Annotated in this window: 9 protein-coding genes; 2 read left to right on the plus strand and 7 right to left on the minus strand. The window is 53.5% G+C overall.

Features of this window, described 5'->3' with window-relative positions; all coding sequences use genetic code 11:
- Positions 1-288 precede the first annotated feature (288 nt).
- The 6 genes from HHO50_RS16425 to HHO50_RS16450 all read right to left on the minus strand — a co-directional run bounded on the left by HHO50_RS16425 (position 289) and on the right by HHO50_RS16450 (position 8,867).
- Entirely contained in the window at positions 289-1,692 is a 1,404-nt protein-coding gene (locus tag HHO50_RS16425; protein ID WP_255478783.1) for a sialate O-acetylesterase, read from the minus strand.
- 132 nt (positions 1,693-1,824) lie between these two features.
- The gene (locus HHO50_RS16430) at positions 1,825-3,054 is read right to left on the minus strand and encodes a glycoside hydrolase family 27 protein (RefSeq protein WP_181307494.1); all 1,230 of its coding nucleotides are present in this window, start codon (positions 3,052-3,054) and stop codon (positions 1,825-1,827) included.
- A gap of 233 nt (positions 3,055-3,287) precedes the next feature.
- Entirely contained in the window at positions 3,288-4,520 is a 1,233-nt protein-coding gene (locus tag HHO50_RS16435; RefSeq protein ID WP_181307496.1) for an AGE family epimerase/isomerase, read from the minus strand.
- On the minus strand, positions 4,517-5,740 hold the full coding sequence (locus tag HHO50_RS16440; protein WP_181307498.1) for a glycoside hydrolase family 130 protein: 1,224 nt from the start codon (positions 5,738-5,740) through the stop codon (positions 4,517-4,519). Before HHO50_RS16440 ends, HHO50_RS16435 begins: the two co-directional genes overlap by 4 nt.
- A gap of 51 nt (positions 5,741-5,791) precedes the next feature.
- Positions 5,792-7,663: a sodium:solute symporter family protein gene (locus HHO50_RS16445; protein WP_181307500.1), complete on the minus strand. Its 1,872-nt coding sequence runs from the start codon at positions 7,661-7,663 to the stop codon at positions 5,792-5,794.
- 49 nt (positions 7,664-7,712) lie between these two features.
- Entirely contained in the window at positions 7,713-8,867 is a 1,155-nt protein-coding gene (locus HHO50_RS16450) for a glycoside hydrolase family 26 protein (protein ID WP_181307502.1), read from the minus strand.
- Positions 8,868-9,623: 756 nt separating this feature from the next.
- Between HHO50_RS16450 and HHO50_RS16455 the strand changes: the two genes are divergently transcribed.
- Entirely contained in the window at positions 9,624-10,496 is an 873-nt protein-coding gene (locus HHO50_RS16455) for an AraC family transcriptional regulator (RefSeq protein ID WP_181307504.1), read from the plus strand.
- Positions 10,497-11,170: 674 nt separating this feature from the next.
- On the opposite strand, the gene HHO50_RS16460 is transcribed toward HHO50_RS16455, so the two are convergent.
- Entirely contained in the window at positions 11,171-13,480 is a 2,310-nt protein-coding gene (locus tag HHO50_RS16460; RefSeq protein ID WP_181307506.1) for a glycoside hydrolase family 3 N-terminal domain-containing protein, read from the minus strand.
- A gap of 652 nt (positions 13,481-14,132) precedes the next feature.
- On the opposite strand from HHO50_RS16460, the gene HHO50_RS16465 reads away from it, so the two are divergent.
- Positions 14,133-15,941: a glycoside hydrolase family 9 protein gene (locus tag HHO50_RS16465; protein ID WP_181307508.1), complete on the plus strand. Its 1,809-nt coding sequence runs from the start codon at positions 14,133-14,135 to the stop codon at positions 15,939-15,941.
- The last annotated feature ends 126 nt before the right edge of the window (positions 15,942-16,067 follow it).

Here is a 16,067-nt window from a genome sequence, read left to right on the forward strand (position 1 = left end):
ATAAGGAGTGCTGTTTGAGTTAGCATGAAGCAAGCAGCAGAGTGGAGAGACAAATCAAACTATACCTCTCTGTCATCCTGAAAGGATCTTGGCAGCAAACGGCAGTAGCGTTTATTTAAGGCCTGTTTAGTTCGCCCATAAGATCCTTTCAGGATGACAGAGAGGGGTTGAATGAGGAATAGAGAATGAATTGTTTAGTTATTCGCAAGCCTTTTAAAGTCTCTAGGAGAGCTTTTGGAGGGCTTTAGGTGCCTTTTTCAGAAAAGCCGCTTAAAATAAGGTATGAAGTTAGTTCCTCTTTGGCCAGTTATCGGTTCTGAAGGCAGAGGCGGGTTGGCCTGCTTTGTTGAAGAGGTTAGGATTGGCGCTATTGCTCCAGCCCATCCGGACGGCCACCGGGTTCTTCACGCCCTTGGCGCTCACCACAATGGTTTGGCCGTCTACTTTGGCCTGGGCGGGCACAAACTTCTGGTCTTCGCCGGCGATCTCAAAATGGGTGAGTTCTTTGCCTTTCACCACCAGGCCTTGGTCTGCATAGTCAAAATGGAGGCGGATTTTGTCTCCTTCTTTCTTCATCTCGCGGTACACCGGGCCAGAGAAAAGCACGTCTTTCTTACCGTAAGTTTTGTTCAGGGCCCAGGCAGCGAGGCGTTTGCCTACGTCCAGTTTGTTTCTGGGGTGGATGTCGTCTACGTTGCCCACGTCACTGATGACGGCCATGCCCGTGTTGGGAACGCTTAAGGTTTTCAATTGGGCTTCGGCTAAACGGGGCCATTCTTCGGCACCGCCGTACTTGTAAGGCGCAATCTGCACAAAGTAGAAAGGGAACTTGTTTTTCCAGGCGGTGCGCCAATCTTGGATTAAAGCGGGCAGCATTTGGGCGTAGACGTCTGGGGCATCTACGTTAGACTCGCCCTGGTACCAAAGCGCACCCGCCAGGCGGAAGGGGATGAGCGGCGCAATCATGGCGTTGTAGGCTTTGGCGGGCTGCGTGGGGCCGTATTCCACTTCTTTGCGTTTTGCGGCAGATTCTGCCAAAACAGGGTTAGAAGCGATGGCGGGCGCACTAAACCAAATCTCGGCGGGGGTGCCGCCCCAACTGCTGTTAATCAAGCCAACCGGCGCTTTCAGGTTCTGGTGAATCTCCCGCCCGAAGAAATAGCCCACCGCACTGAAATGTTTCATGGTCTCGGGCGTGCAGACTACCCATTGGCCTGGCAAATCTAGTTGCGGCGCATCGGCGGTACGCTTTGAAACCTGGAAGAAGCGGATAGACGGGTAATTGGCTTCTTGGATGTGCTGCTCGGCGTTGTCAATACCGGCGTTGGCGTTCCAGTCCATATTGGATTGACCCGAGCATAACCAAACTTCGCCCAGCAACACGTCTTCCAGCACCAAGGTGTTATAGCCTTTCACCGTTACCGTTTGCGGGCTGCTGGCGGCGGAAGTCTGCAATTTTACTTCCCACCTGGCCTGGTTATTCACCTTGGTTTTGACGGGTTTGTTGTCCCAACTGCCGGTCACGGTGACTTCCTCGCCGGTGTTGCCCCAGCCCCAAATGGTTACCTCGGCCTTGCGCTGCAGTACCATGTGGTTCCCGATGATAGCCGGAAGGGAGACGGCTCCCGCCGAGGTGGTTGCGCCGGTAAGCAGCATGCCAATAAAGAGTTTTCCTACTGATTTCAATTTCATCTTGCCTAAACTATTGCGTGAATCTTAAGGTAAGCAGAAGTTCTAAAAGAACTGCGGTTATCGTTCACTTCTGCTGTAAATGCATTTTAGGCCTGTTTTGCAGAAAACAGGCCTAAAACAGAAAAAGATACTTTATTCAGAAAGCACCAATAGCACCACGTCGTGGGCAGGCACGGTAGCCTCGAAAGCTTTTTTAGTGGTGCCCTGGCTTTTCTTCGTCCACACGTCTCTGATTTTGTAGTCAGTTTTGCCGCCGTTCAGCTCTCTTTTGGAAAGGTCATCGGTGATGGGCGTTTTCTTCCAGTCGAAGGTTACTTTCTGCGGAGTCTTGGCTCTGTTCAGGAAGGTCACGGCCCACTTGCCGCCCTCCAACGGTTTCACCCAGGTTTCCAGGCTGTCTTTCACCAAATACCTTAAGCCCTGCACGCCGAGTTTGTCTTGGTTGATGGCGAGCACTTCCTGGTCGGTTAAAATGGCAACGGTTTCTTTGCTCATCTTGCGCAGATCGTTTCCGGCGATGAGCGGGGCGGCTAGCATGCTCCACATGGTGAAGTGGGCCCGGTCTTCGTTCACGGCCATCCCGTTGCCTACTTCCAGCATGTCGGGGTCGTTCCAGTGACCCGGCCCAGCGTATTGGCGCAGGCCTTCCTGCTTGTCCAGAATCTGCATCACGCCCCATGATTTCCAGGTGCCGTGGTCTTCCACGCAGTCAAAGCAGTTGTAGATGTCGCCGGTAGTTCTCCATAGGTGCCCAACGGCCGGGCCCCATTCCCAGGGCTTGTCGGTGCCCCACTCGCAGATGCTGAGCACTACCGGACGGCCGGCTTTTTGCAAGGCGGCGGCAATGGTTTTGTAAGCGCCTTCGGCTTTCAGGCCTTCGGTGTTGCACCAGTCGTATTTGAGGTAATCAATGCCCCAGTTGGCGTACATCTGCGCGTCCTGGAACTCATACCCGCGGCTACCCGGACGGCCCCCGCAGGTCTGGGAACCGGCATCAGAGTAGATGCCTAGTTTCAAGCCTTTGGAGTGCACGTAATCGGCTAAGGCTTTCATTCCAGACGGGAAGCGCTTAGGATCGGCGTGGATGAAGCCCAGGCTGTCGCGGTCGCCGTGCCAGCAGTCGTCAATGTTGATGTACTCATAACCGGCGGCTTTCATGCCCGAACTCACCATGGCATCGGCGGTTTCTCTAATCAGTTTTTCGTCTACGTTGCAGGCAAATTTGTTCCAACTGTTCCAGCCCATGGGAGGGGTCATGGCCAAGCCTTCGTACTTCTTATAGTTCTGCGTGTAGTTGTTTCCCTGGCTAAAGGCCGAGAGGGACAGTAAGAAGGTGGCCGCGGAAAGGAATAGTTTTTTCATGTTTGTTTGATGGGTTAGGTCTGGGGAAGTATGATGTTTTGTAGGTGAATCCACTTGCTGTTTTAAGGCTGTTTCTGGAAAAATAGGCTCAAAACAGCAAGTGGGTGAAAGCGTATTCTTCCACTTCTTTGACGGAATGGTTTTAAGGCTCATTTTCCAGAATCAGCCCTCAAACAGGAGGCTGGTTTTGAGTCATTTTCGCAAAAACAGGCGATAAACCTTCTCCAAGCTGTTTAGCTATGAACCAGTTCTTTCTCACATCTATGAATGATTTCCAGGCAGGCCCTGGCATTGTGGTAAGGGCATTTCCAGAAACCAACTTTGTCTTCCTTTGACATGAGCGTGTAATCATCGTGCACGCCCCAATGCCATTCGCCTTCCGCCAGATCCAGAAAGTAGGTTTGGGCGAATTTCCAGGAGCCCAGCGACCGCTGCAGAAAGTCTTCGGAGCCGGTTAGCTCAAAGGCGTTGAAGAAACCCACCATCGCCTCGGCGCTCACCCACCATTCGCGGTGTTTGTCATAGTGGTTCTTGTCCACGTTGAGTTCATGGTACAGGCTGCCATCGGGGAGCAAGGCTTCGGCGGTGGCGTTTGCCATGGTGAGGGCTACTTCCTTTACCTCTGATAAAAGGGCCTGGTCGCCCAGCGCCTCGGCGGCTTCCTGCAACAGCCAGGAGGCCTCAATGTCATGGCCGTAGGAAACCAGGTTGGCTGAGGAAATCCAGTCGCGGGAGAAGAAGAGTTTCAGGTGGCCGGTGGCCGTATCCACTATCTTTTGCAGAAACACCCCAATAAGGCTCCTTAGCTGGTTTCCCAACTGCGGGTCTGGCCAGGCACGGTACAGGTTGGCGTAGGCTTCCAGAATATGCAGGTGCGTATTCATGGTCTTGGGGTCATTGCGGTCTTTTTCGCTCAGGCGCAAGTCTTCCAGCAATTCGCCCGCTTGGCTGAAGGCCTCCAGGTACCCGCCGTGCTCGGGGTCATAGCTGTGTTTCTCCATCCACTGGAATAATTCCTGGCTTACTTTTAACGCTTCGGGGTTTTGGGTAGCCAGGTGAAATTCGCTTAGGCCGTAGATGGTGAATGCCAGCGCGTAAATCTGCTTGCGGGTGTTTAGGGGTTGGCCCTTGGCGTCCACCATCCAGTAGATTCCGCCCACGGCGGAATCCAAGAAGTGCTTGGTCAGGTATTCAAAGGCTCGGTTGGCAATGGTGAGGTACGTTTCCTGCCCCGTTTTCCGAAAAGCGGCCGAAAACGTCCACAGGATGCGGGCATTCAGGATGCTGCCTTTGGGTGCCTCGGGGTTGACGGTTCCGGTGTGGTTTATCTGCCCCACGAAGCCGCCGTTCTGGTGGTCAAGGGTGCGCTCCATCCAGAAAGCCAATATTCTCTCCAGTTCGGTTTCCATCTCCTGCCGGTAGACCGAAAGCTGGGGTGCGAAAGAGGTATTGGGAGAAGAAATCATGAAGCAACGCCGTTTAATTCTGGGGCTACTGCCTGCTTTTTGCCTTGGATGTACGCTTGGTTTTTGTCTACCAGCAGATTGATTTGCTGCACCGACGCGGCAGAACGAAGCCCGTCGGCGGGGGTGTGCAGCACGTAATCCAGCAACTGGTTCACGGTGGAAGTAGCCACGTGCATTCTGGTGTCTGAAGAAGCGTAGTAGATGAACACGCTGCCGTCTTCGTCCACAATCCAGCCATTGGCGAATACCACGTTAGAAACGTCGCCCACCCGCTCTTCGCCTTCGGGGGCAATGAAGTACCCGCCCGGTTTGGCAATCACCTTGGACGGGTCTTGCAGGTCGGTGAGGAACAGGTACAGCACGTAGCGCAGACCGGCGGCGGTGTTTCTCACGCCGTGGGCCAGGTGCAGCCAGCCTTTATCCGTTTTGATAGGGGCGGGGCCCTGGCCGTTCTTTACCTCATAAACTGTGTGGTAGGCTTTTGGGTCTACAATGAGCTCCTCGTTTACCACGGCGTTCTCCATGGAATCGGTCAAACCCCAGCCAATACCGCCGCGGCTGCCCGCTTCAATAAAGCTGTCCTGCGGACGGGTGTACAGGGCGTATTTGCCGTTTACAAACTCCGGGTGTAGAACCACGTTGCGCTGTTGCGGTGAAGTGGTCTTCAGGTCAGGTAATCTTTCCCAGGTTTTCAGGTCATGGGTACGGGCAATGCCGCACTGGGCGGTGGCCGAAGACTGGTCGCCTTCGGGGGCAAAAGGGTCTTTGCGCTCGGTGCAGAACAGGCCGTAAATCCAGCCGTCTTCGTGCTGTGTCACGCGCATGTCGTACACGTTGATGTCTGGGTCTTCGGTCTCGGGCAGGGTGATAGGCCGCTCCCAGCACTGGAAGTTGTCAATCCCGTTCGGGCTCTCGGCCACGGCGAAGAACGATTTGCGGTCATTGCCTTCCACCCGCACCACCAGCAGGTAGTTGCCGTTCAGCTTGATGGCGCCCGCGTTGAAAGCCGCGTTCACGCCGATGCGCTCCATAAAGTAGGGGTTCGTCTCGGGGTTCAGGTCGTAGCGCCAGGCAATGGGGGCATGCTGATGGGTTAAAACCGGGAATTTATATTTGTCATAGATGCCGTTGCCCAGGGGCTGCTTCTCGTTCTTTCTGGTGATTAGGGCAGAATGAAACTGCTCCAATGCTTGCTGTCTTTTCTGGAAGGTGTTTTCCATGATGGTAATGGTAAAGGGTTAATATGCGGCAGATGTTGGGCCGCGGATTGCTTATGAATGGGAAACTAATTTTCTTTTTAGGGAAGAGGCCACGCTGTCGCCGTCATGGTCGAGCCGGTTCCACCAGGTTTTCTTGAGGATCACGCCCACGACCAAGATGATGCCCAGCACCACCATGAGTTCGGTGAACATGCTTAAGACAAGGTAGATGGGCAGCAGCGTAAGCGCCATCTGGCCCACCACGCCAATGACCACGTTGAACATGTCCAGCCAGAAGTTCTTGTTCTCCACAAAAGAGGGGTCTTCGGCCTTCACTTGCTCCGCCACCGGCCCCCAGAAGCCCCACGGACGTACGTTGCGGTAGAAGCCTTTCAGGGTTTCCATGTCGGTGGGCGGTGCCAGATAGGTGCCCACAATGCTACCCACCAAAGAGATAAGCAACAGGTACGGGAAGTAATAGAGATCCAGGCCCTCGGTGAAATAAGGGAAAACAAGCGCTGGGATAATTCCGGCCAACATGCCCCAGAAGAAGCCGTTGCCGTTGAAGCGCCACCAGTACCATTTGAGAACATTGGCCGAGATGTAGCCTCCGTACAAACCGGCCACAATCCACTGCAACAAGCTGTTCACGTCTTTGGCGAACAAGCCCAGCACCATGCTCACCAACACCACCACAATACCAGTCAGATAGTTGATGCTGTTCACCGTTTTGTTGGAGGCCTTCGGGTTGACATATTTCAGGTACACGTCATTCACCAGATAGGCCTGCGCGGCATTCAAGGTGCCCGCGAAGGTTCCAATAAAGGCGGCCAGAAGACCAGCCAGAATTAAGCCCATGAGTCCGTTGGGCGCGAAGTTCTGGATGGCGGCTGGCAGGATGCGTTCAAAGTCAATGCCGTTGGCCGAGTGCAGGTTGAGTTGGTTGTAGTTGAGCAGCGCCAGTACGGTGAACCCGATAATCATCAGGTAACGGGTAGGAATCAACACTACTGACACGAAACCACTCATTTTAGCGGCGTCTTGCGGAGATTTAGCCGAAAGTACTTTCTGCATGTCATAGCTGGGGGTAGGGCCCGCCAAACTAGCCAGTACGCCTTTGAATAGCATCAGCATGAAGAAGATGCCGAAGAGGGAATAGCCATCGGCCTGAATCTTTGCGTTTACCTCGTCAATAATGCCCGTCCAGTCCAGGTCAAGGGTAGCGCCAAAGAAAGGAGTCTTCCAGCCTTCGGGCACGTTCAGTTGGGCAACATCCAGGTTGTTCATGGCCAGAACCGCAATGGCCACTGCGGCGGCGGTCATAATCATGTATTGCAGCACATCGGCCCACACAATACTGGCCATGCCGCCCAAAATAGAGTAAAATACCGCGAAGAAGGTGAAGAGCATGCCGTAGAAATGGGGCACGTACGCTGCCGGAATGGTGAAAGGCAAATACGGCTGCACCACTGACCAGGGCACGAATATCTCCACGAACTTGCCCAAACCAATGAAACCATACGCCAGGAAACCCATGCAACTGAGCAAGGCAAACACCACCACAATGGCGTGCGATTTGTTGGAGTCCTTCCCCCGCCCGAAGCGGGTAAGCATCCACTCGGCCCCGGTGGTTACGTTGGAGCGGCGGAGCCAAGCGGCCAGGTACATCATCAGGAAAATCTGGTTGAAGGACGGCCACAGCCACGGAATCCAGATACTTTTAAGGCCGTAGACAAAGCCCAGCATGACCATCCACATGGTGCCGGAAATGTCAAACATACCCGAGGCGTTGGAAAGACCCAGCGCGTACCAGGGCAGGGTGTTGCCGCCCAGCAAATAGGCTTCTTTGTTCGCCTGGGCTCTCTTCTGCAATATCAATCCTATGGCCGCCACCGAAACCAGGTAGAGGAGGATGATGCCTACGTCAAGCGCTGTTAACTTCATGAGGTGTTTTTAGGTTAGTTTTTTGAGTCAACTGATGATAGGCTAATGCTTACTTCGCGGCTTGTTTGTTCTGCGGAACCGGCGCGTACAGGTTTTCTTGCTGAACCTTGTTAATAAAGAATACTCTGGGGTTCTGATAAAAGACCTTGAAATCATCGGCAGATTTCTGGCCTGGGTAGGGAGCGTAGAAATGGTCTTTTCTGGCGTTGCGCCAAACCATCACGTAAGACAAACCCGCATCTTTGATGATGGGAATGAGCACATTCGTCCACCAGTCTGCCTGGGGCAGGGTTTCCAGGCCGGTTTCGCTCAGAGTCCAGACTTTGTTTTTCTCCTGGCCAATCTGGCGCAGGGTTTCCACCATTCGGCGGGTGTCCTGGATGAAGTTTTGGTTGGCCTGGGCCAATTGGTTGGGGGCAGCGGGCGGACGGTGGTAAAGGTCAAAGCCTACTATGTCTACGTAGTCATCGCCGGGAAAACGCTCCAGGTAATCTTCGCGCGAGGTGAAGCGGTCTGTGGAGTAGGCGAACAGCAGGTTGTTGGCTTTCTTCTTGCGCAGGTAATCCACGGTGAAGCGCCACATCTGCTTGTATTCTTCGGGAGAGCAATGCTTGCGGCCCCACCAGAACCAGCTACCGGTATGCTCATGCAACGGGCGGAATACCACCGGGATCAACTCGCCGTTGGGCCCTTTCAGGGTTTTCATGAAACCAGCCAGGCCATCTAACCAAGACTGGTAGCGTTTCATGGCTTTCTTGTCTTTGAACAGATGCTGAATGGTGGAATCTGCCGCGTCCCAGCTGGTCTTGGAAGGGGCAACCGGGTTGTTCAAGTGCCAACTGAAAGTGTTCAGGCCACCTTTGGCGTATACCTCCTGCGCGAATTCCCTCATTTTCTGGAACGGAACGCTGTCCAGGTTCATGGGCTTGTCTAGTTCCAGGTGTCCCAATTCCCAGCCCACTACCGCCGGATACTCGCCCACCACTTCCTTCACGTCTGACCGGCCGGGTTCGTATTTCCAACCTACCCCATACGCCAGGGCGTCTTGGTGACCGAACATGGTTCCCTTTTGCGAGAGGCGTTTCAGGTTGGCATACAGATTTCTGGTTTCCTGCGTGGCTTTCTTATTAATAGGTGAAGCCTGCCCGAAGGAGGTAAGGTGGGTGAACACCAGAAAAAGGGAAGCCAGTAGGGTTCTAGTCATGGGTGCTGTTGGTAAAGGGCTTAAAACGTAATCGCTGTAGTTCTTTTGACTTAAAACCTGTTTAGAGTTTTTCATTAATCGGCATTTAGAGCAATTCCTCTGGTGCAAGCGTCCGCTGGTGCCATTGTTTTTAGGCTACTTCTATGGAAATAGGCCAGAAACAGCGGTTTGTCTGTACACTAGTGCAAGCATCCGCTTGTATCGCCGTTTTCAGGCTGTTTTTATGAAAACAGGCATAAAACTCCAAACAGCTTCTTAGCAAAAACAGGTGCTTTCGCTGGCTTGGGCGTTCATAGGCTATGCTTTGATAAAATGCTCAGATTGGGATTCAATCCCTTTTTCCCGGTACCCAACAGATGTGGATTAAGAACGCTTAGCTACCATACAAAACTATGCAGATTCTAAACGTAGATGTGGTATTATTTTATCGTTTATTTGATGGAATATACCTCTCTTGCTTGTCTTTAGCTTAGCGGGCAGTTTTTGGGCTGTTTTTTAAAAATCAGAGGTAGCCGCTGTAAAGGCTCTGCTATTTTGTTGATATTGTAAAAATGGTTGTTAAAAGAAGGTTTGTTTTAACCATTTGGCGGCGAGTTGAAAAGATAAATCCAAGCTGATGTGGCAAAACTGCTCTAAAGGTTCTCACTGTAAAGAGGTAAGTTCAGATGTATATACATCTAAACAGTAGTATTTTTTTATCAGTATCTTAATAAGTATAGATCATATTGAGTAACTTAACGTTATAATTCAGCTATTATGAGCTCAATCTACCGTGAGATTACCCCTTTAACCCAAAACGATTGCTTCACCTTATTTTCCCGGGTAAAGGAGGAGTTTAATTTTCCGCTTCACTACCATGAAGACTTTGAGTTGAACTTCATCTGCAACGCCGCCGGTGCCAAACGGGTGGTAGGAGACCACGTGGAGATCATTGATGATCTGGAATTGGTGTTGGTAGGCAGTAATTTGCCGCACGGCTGGTTTACGCACCAGTGCAAAAGCAAGAAGATTGTAGAAATCACCATCCAGTTTCACAAGGATCTTTTAGACGAGAAATTCCTGCGCCGGAACCAGTTAAGCTTCATCAGAGCCTTGTTGGAACGGGCCGGCAAAGGCATTTCTTTTTCCCGCGAGATCAAAGAGGCGTTCCGGCCGCGGTTGGAGCAACTGACCCAAAAGGGCGGTTTTGACTCGGTGCTGGAACTGATTTCTATTCTGCATGATCTGTCTATCTCCCGTAACATGCGCACGCTCTCCAACAGCACCTTTACCTCAGACCAGTTCACTTACTACAGCCGTCGCATTGAAAAGGCCTTTGAGTACATGCAGACCTACTATGACAAAGAGGTTTCCCTGGCCGATGTGGCCAAAGTGGTGAACATGCCCGAGGTCTCTTTCAGCCGGTTTATCAAAAAACGAACGGGAAAGACCTTCATAGAAAGCCTGAACGAGATTAGGTTAGGCCACGCCTCCCGTATGCTCATTGACACCACTGAGACCATCTCAGAGGTGTCCTTTAAATGCGGCTTCAATAATCTTTCTTACTTCAACCGAATTTTTAAACGGAAGAATGGCTGTACGCCCAAAGAGTTCCGGCAGAACTATTCCGGCTCCAGGGTGTTCATTTAAGGTGTTTGGTTCCCGTTTTAAGGGTGGTTTCTTGAAAACAGGCCTAAAACAAGCTTGAAGATCAAGTGTATTGAACAGGAAGAAGTCCGGTTTGACCAGATGTGTTGTCTGTTAGACCGGGCTTTCTGTTATTAGGTGATGCCCTATTGGTTCATTTCTGCGGGTTGGCTTTTGCCTGGGGCTGGCTTCTTTAAGGAGATTGGTGGGGCACGCCTTACGCTTTTCCCTTGGCCTGCCGCTTAGAGCTTGGATATTAGTTTGTGCATGCCTTACGGTGTTCCCCTGGCTTGTCCGCTTATTCGGTGGGTGCAAGTGCTGTATTGTTTCATTTTTGGCGGTATGCGCTCACGGCCGCGAGGCCCCGTCTTTCCCTCTCGCACTGCCCTTTCGGCCTGAACTGTCTGTCTCTCTTAGTTGGTGTTTGTCCAGGGCCAAAAGCGAGGCGCGCTCGGGGAAGACTGGAAAGGGGAATGTAGCGGAAGCGGTGATGATGGAACCTGTAGAGACCAGGCACTGCCTTGTCTCTTGCATAAATTCCTTTCTCCTACAAAAACGTATTCCCCTCCTCAGAGGGGTGGGTTTCTGCGCATCACCATCTCCTCCTTAGACGAAGCGATCAATTAGTCCTTGTTTAGGGGCTGTTTTTGGGAAAACAGCCCCTAAATGGCTTTTGCTTACTGTAGCGTAACCACGGTTTTCTGGTCGCCTACCATCAGGTCGAACGCGCCGGGCTCGGTTACCCATTGGCCGGCCTCGTTTACGAAGGCTAAGTCTTTGGCGGAGATCGTGAAGCTTACTTCTTTCTCTTCGCCGGGCTGCAAGGCCACTTTAGTGAAAGCACGCAGGCGTCTGGCGGCAGGCGTGATGCTGGCGTATTGGTCGTGGCTGTACAGTTCCACGGCTTTCTTGCCGGCTTTGCTTCCGGTGTTCCGCACTTTCACGGTGACGCGGAGGTTGTCATTGTTGCTGAACGTGGTTTTGTCGGTGCGCAGGTCAGAGAAGGCGAAGGTGGTGTAGCTTAACCCGTGTCCGAACGACCACTGCGGGTTGAAACCACGGTTGCCCGCCACGTTTGGTACATCTTCGCGGATGACCTCAGTGCCTTTGTGGTCATAGGTCAGCACGTCTCCGGAGAAGCGTGGGTACGTGAAGGGCAACACGCCGTCTGGGTTGTAATCCCCGAACAGCACATCGGCGATAGCCGTCGCCCCGAAGGTTGCCGGTCTGTACGCCATCACCACGGCATCGGCCAAGGGCTCTACCGAAGACAGTACGCGCGGCCTGCCTTCCAGCAGCACAATGATCACGGGTTTACCGGTTTCTTTGGCGGCTCTCACCAAAGCCAGTTGGTTTTCTTCCAGATCCAGGTCGTCAATTACGCCGGGGCTTTCGGCGTACGCTTTCTCGCCTAGGCACAGCACAATGGCCTGGGCTTGGGCCGCGTCTTTTTTCAGTTGGGCCACGTTGTAATTGGCGGCATGGGTGAAATCTGCTACGGAACGGGAAATCACGCGGTCTTTGCCTATCTTGGCGCTGAGGCCTTGCACCACGGTTTTGGCTTTGGCCGGGTACTGCGACTCATCGTTTCCTTGCCAGGTATATGACCAGCTGCCGTGCAGTGCGCCCAGCGTGTTGGCGGTTGGCCCGGCTACCAGAATCTTGCTGCTCTTCTTGAGGGGCAGTACCTGGTTGTTGTTTTTCAGCAGGGTAATGCTTTCCAGCGCAGACTGCAGTGATACCTGGTCGAACTCCGGTTTATGGATAGTGGTTTTGAGGGCTGCTTTCGGCCTAACCTGCTCAAACAAGCCCAATTTCTTCTTCAGAGCCAGAATACGGCGCACCGAAAGGTTGATGCGCTCCTCAGAGATGCTGCCTTCCTTCACCAACGCCACCAAATGGTCATAGAAAGAGAAATCGGTGGGCACCATGCTCATGTCCAAACCAGCTTCCACGGCCATTCTTACTGCTTCTTTGGGCGTGGCGGCTACTCTGTGGCGGGTATGCAGCCTAATCACATCTTCCCAGTCAGACACGGCCACGCCCTGGAAGCCTAGTTCGTTCCGCAGGATTTGCGTGAGGTAATACTTGCTGCCGTGCACGGGCACCCCGTTGATTTCGCCGGAGTTGATCATGACGGTGGAGGCTCCGGCTTCCACCGCAGCTTTGAACGGCGGAAGGAAGATCTCACGCAGCATCTGCTCCGGAATGTAAGATGGCGTACGGTCTTTGCCAGTGGCAGGGTAGGAATAACCCAGAAAGTGTTTCATGCTGGCCGCTACCGAGAAATCAGGCCCCTTGCCGTTCTGCTCGTAGCCCCTGATGGCGGCGGCACCCAAGGTTTTCACCACAAACACGTCTTCGCCGAAGGTTTCCTCAAAGCGCGGCCACAACGGCTGACGGCCTACGTCCAGCACCGGGTCAAAGTTCCACGGAATGCCGGCGGCCCGGGTTTCCAGGGCGGTGATTTGGGCCAGGCGGTTCACCAACTCGGGGTTACGGGTGGCGGCCATTCCTATGTTGTGCGGGTAAAGGGTAGTACCGGCTAAATAGTTGTTTCCGTGGATGGCGTCAATCCCGTAGATCACCGGAATCTTCAGCCGGGTCTTGTCCGTCACGTCATGGATGGCGTTCAAGATCTGGTGCCACTCGTCAATGGTGTAGGCTCGGTTGCGCACGTTCAGGATGGAGCCCACGTGGTAGTTCACCAATACATTCCTGAGTTTGGCGGTGTCTACGGTGGCCACTTCGTTGCCTTTCAGGATAACGTCAATGGTGAGCTGGGTCATCTGGCCAACCTTTTCCTCCACCGTCATGTTAGAGATCAGGTCGTCTATCTGCTTGTCCCGGGCTGGCTCGGCGGGAGCCGGAGCGGCAGTGGGCGGGGTGGTGCTGGCAACAGCCTGGTTTGTTGAAACAGCTTGCGTGCCGCTACAGGCCTGTACCCCTAGCGCCACCGCCAAAGCCAGTGGGGTGATGTATCTCATTGTGTAGGATTGGTTGATGCGTGGTGAAGGTTTTCCGTTCGTTCCAAACGGAAGGGTGTGCAATAATAACCGAACTTTTTGAGTAGAACTTGCAGCAGTAGGTTTTCCTGTCAAAAATGACATTAAAAGGATAAAATAGTATTATGTAGTTCTGGTTGAAGTTCTATCTTTTTGTATCTGGAAGCGATGTTGCTTTTTGGGTGAGGCGAGGGCAACTGTTTAGGAGAAAAGAGTCTTGACGTTTTAGCTCTGTTTTCCTGAAAACAGAGCTAAAACGCGGTCGAATTTGAGGGCAGAAGTTTTGCCTGGCGGTTCTGGGAAGTACATCTGCATACCGGGCTTTCATTTTTACCTTAATTTCCTAAATACAACCTATAAACAGGCTCTTGGATGGGAAGAAAGGTGCGCTGGGCGGTGTAAGGATAAATTCAGAAGCGGGAGAGGAGAGGTAACCTCTGATGCGGATGATTGAAACCTTTGGTCATTTTGGTGCACCAGCGTTGTCTAACTTGGCAGGATGAAGCAGGAGAGCAGAGCCGCGTTTCAAGCGGTAAGGAGCGCTGGTGAGCAGCCAGGCTATTCAATAGAGAAATAACGTAAGTCCTTCAGGAGGTGCCCCGCGCGTGCCGGGCATGCCATTATAACCCCAAACATGCACCCTTTTTACCAGACCCTCAGCAGAGCGCTGCTCTGCCTTTCCGTTTTCTGCGCCCAGGCCCAGACCCCAACGCAAAATACGGCACTCAGCCAGGAGGCCATCCGGCTGAATCAAGTCGGTTTTTACCCAAACGCCGCTAAAATAGCCGTGGTGGTGGGCGAGAACAAAGCCAGTAAGTTCTACCTTAAAACCGCCGATGGCTCAAAAACGGTATTCACCGGTAACCTCTCAGACGTGAAGCCCGCCGAGTTGTCTGGCAAACCCACGCGGGTAGCCGATTTCAGCGGGTACAAGGCCAATGGAACTTACGTGCTGGAAGTGCCGGGCGTGGGCAGTTCGTATCCGTTTGAGATCAAGCCCCAGGTGCACCAGGACGTGGCCGCGGCGGCCATCAAGGGATTTTACTTCCAGCGCACGGCCATTGAGTTGCCCAAGGAATACGCCGGAAAATGGCATCGCCCGGCCGGGCACCCAGACAGCAAAGTGGTGGTGCACCCCTCCGCCGCCACCGCCCAGCGGCCGGCCGGAACGGTCATCTCATCCTCGCGCGGCTGGTATGATGCCGGAGACTATAACAAGTACATCGTGAACAGCGGCATTACCATGGGAACGCTGCTGTCGGCCTATGAAGATTTTCCGCGGTTCTACCAGGCCCAGAAACTGAACATCCCCGAGAGTGCAAACCAAGTGCCCGATATTCTGGACGAAACGCTCTGGAACCTGCGGTGGATGCTGACCATGCAAGACCCCACCGATGGCGGCGTGTACCACAAACTCACCAATCCGGCCTTTGACGGGATCATCATGCCCCACGCAGCCACGGGGCCGCGGTACGTGGTGCAGAAAGGAACCGGGGCCACGCTCAACTTTGCCGCCGTCATGGCCCAGGCCAGCCGCGTGTACCAAAACTTCTCCCAGGATTTTCCCGGCCTGTCTGACTCTTGCCTCACCGCCGCCGCCAGAGCGTGGGAGTGGGCCCAAAAGAACCCGAACCTAGCCTACGAGCAGGACGCCCTAAACAAAAGCTTCGACCCAGACGTGAGCACCGGTGCCTACGGCGACAGAGATTTCAGCGATGAGTTCCTGTGGGCCGCCGCCGAACTGTACACCACCACCCAGAAAGAAAGTTACTACAAAGCCGTAAACATGCTGCCCAATGCCAGAATGCCCATCCCAAGCTGGGCGCAGGTGCGGTTGTTGGGCTATTACACCCTCCTGCGGAACAAAGACCACCAAAGCGCAGCGGTGCAGAAAGATCTGCCTGAGATCAAAAAAAGACTGCTTCGGCTAGCCGATGGTATGGTAACCGGGGCCGCCGCCGGCGCTTACCGAACCGCCATGGGCCGAGTGAAAGAAGACTACAACTGGGGAAGTTCCTCGGTGGCGGCCAACCAGGGCGTGGCGCTGGTGCAGGCCTATCAACTTACCGGCCATAAAAAGTACCTGCAAGCCGCCCTCTCCAACCTGGATTATCTCTTGGGCCGCAACGCCGTGGGGTATTCCTTTGTCACTGGGTTCGGGGAGAAATCTACCATGAACCCGCACCACCGCCCGTCCATGGCAGATGGCATCAAGGAGCCCGTGCCGGGCTTGCTCTCCGGCGGCACCAACGGCCAAGCCAATAAGCAGGACAAATGCGACGGCTACACCGCTACCACGCCAGATGAGATGTACATAGACTCAGACTGTTCCTACGCCTCCAATGAAATCGCCATCAACTGGAACGCCCCGCTCGTGTATCTGGCCGGAGCCGTAGAGGCCCTTCAGCAACAGGCGGGCTTTGCCGCGCATGGCAGCAAATAAGTAAGCGCGTGTTTGCTAAACCATTAAGCACCGTGAAGTTACCGCACCGTGGGGTGGGCCACAGGTTAGTGGGATGAGGCGTTTTGGGGCTGTTTTGCGGAAAGCAGCCCCAAAGCAGAGATATTT

The organism is Rufibacter sp. XAAS-G3-1 (genome assembly GCF_013623775.1).
In the GTDB taxonomy this organism is placed as follows: Bacteria; Bacteroidota; Bacteroidia; order Cytophagales; family Hymenobacteraceae; genus Nibribacter.